This window comes from Sphingobacterium prati, from assembly GCF_013167215.1.
Taxonomy (GTDB): domain Bacteria; phylum Bacteroidota; class Bacteroidia; order Sphingobacteriales; family Sphingobacteriaceae; genus Sphingobacterium; species Sphingobacterium prati.
In genome coordinates this window covers 1-1695 of the sequence record NZ_JABJWY010000023.1, presented here as the reverse complement: position 1 = coordinate 1695, position 1695 = coordinate 1, and the positions used below count along the sequence as shown (strand labels likewise).

Here is a 1695-nt window from a genome sequence, read left to right as displayed (position 1 = left end):
TATTGTGTTGTAGTTTTGAATCAACAAATAAGAACAAAAAAACTAACACAATAAAATAAAGACATTATGAAAACACTAGTAAAAACATTCGCAGCAGCAGCTTTAATCGCAGTATCCACTTTCGCTATGGCAGCTGAGACGCCAGTATCAAAAACTGAAAAAGCAAACGTAAATCTTTCAACAGCGGACTTTGCCCTTGACCACTATGTTGCGGTAACAACCGAAGGAGAGTCGGCAGGCGTAGAGCAATTATTCGCTGAAGACTTCAGCCAAAAGATCCAAGCTTCCAATGCACAATCTTATAATCGCAGCGCAGTCGTTAAATCTCTGAAAAAACAAAAAGGGGAGAAACTAAACTGTACAGTAACTACTGACATTATCGAAGAGTCAGCGGACTATTTGGTCGCTAAGGTGACTTTGAAATTTGAAAACTTCACGAAGACTGATCTCGTTACCTTGGAGCGTGTGAGTAATGATTGGAAAGTGTCCAAATCAATCAACTCATATAAATAAAAGCCATCTCAAATAAATATAAATGTTGTAAAGCCACGTCGTGAGATGTGGCTTTTTATCTGTATAGGCGAAGGTTATTATCAAAGCGTCATGCGTTAAAAAGAGTTAATAACATTGCTTAATGTTTAGTTTTATAATATTTTTATCGTAAAACTATCTGAAAATGAGTAGACTACAGTTGTTGCTGCTATTGCTCTTTATCACAAACTTATCTTCTGCACAAGATCTGAAAGGTACGATTAAAGATAAGCATTCGGGTGATATTCTTATAGGTGTTTCGATCAAAGGAGCTTCGCGCAGCAACTATTCCGATGGTAATGGCAAATTTATATTGTCGGGCATTAAGCTTGGAGATACAATCACCTTTTCTTCAATCGGATATCGTGAGGAAAAATATATAGTTGGTAATAGCAATCGTGATAATCTGGTTATATATATGGAGCAAACAGCAATTTTGTTGGATGAAGTCAAGATCAATCCTTTAAGAAATTATAAGGCTGATTCCTTAAAGTTTCGGGAAGAATTTGGCAAGACCTTCAATTATAGCAAACCCAAATTTAAAGACATTTTCATCACCAAAAACTATTCTTCAAATGTCCCGAGACACCCTAATCAGGCGAGCAATAGTACCACCTCGCTGATTAGTGTCGATGTGCTTTCTGTTATTTCTATGTTAGGGAAAAAAAATAACCCACAATCCAAGCTCCAGCAGAAATTAATAAAGGAAGAAGAAGAGCAATATCTTGATAACACCTTTTCAAAGCGTATGGTTCAAAATTTGACGGGCCTTAAAGGTGACTCTCTACAAACTTTCATGCAGTTGTACCGTCCGAATATTTACACAGTAAAATACATGTCCGACTATGATATTATCCTGTATATCAAAAAGAGTTATCAAGAATATATCAAGCCTTAAGTAGCCTTATCGTCTGAACTACTCTTTTTTTGTTTTGATAATGTCATGACTACTATTGCTATTTGGGATATGAGCATAATTGAAAGCCCACGAGTAAAAGAATCAGCGCCTCCATTTATACAGCCAAAAAATATCCATGATACCTCAAGAACCATTAGGCAGCACATTAGTTTTCTAAAGATTGATTCCATGATTTTTCGAATTGGCAACTTTTTCCTACAAATCTCTCTTATACCAATTTAAGCAAATAAATACTGTATTGCAAA

General features: G+C 35.8%; 2 protein-coding genes. Both read left to right on the top strand.

The window, feature by feature from the left end; genetic code table 11:
* Nucleotides 1-66: 66 nt before the first annotated feature.
* Nucleotides 67-513 (top strand): hypothetical protein, encoded by a 447-nt coding sequence (locus HPC41_RS05935; RefSeq protein ID WP_172393119.1) that lies wholly within the window; start codon nt 67-69, stop codon nt 511-513.
* Between the two features lie 163 nt (nt 514-676).
* Nucleotides 677-1429 (top strand): carboxypeptidase-like regulatory domain-containing protein, encoded by a 753-nt coding sequence (locus tag HPC41_RS05930; RefSeq protein WP_172393118.1) that lies wholly within the window; start codon nt 677-679, stop codon nt 1427-1429.
* The last annotated feature ends 266 nt before the right edge of the window (nt 1430-1695 follow it).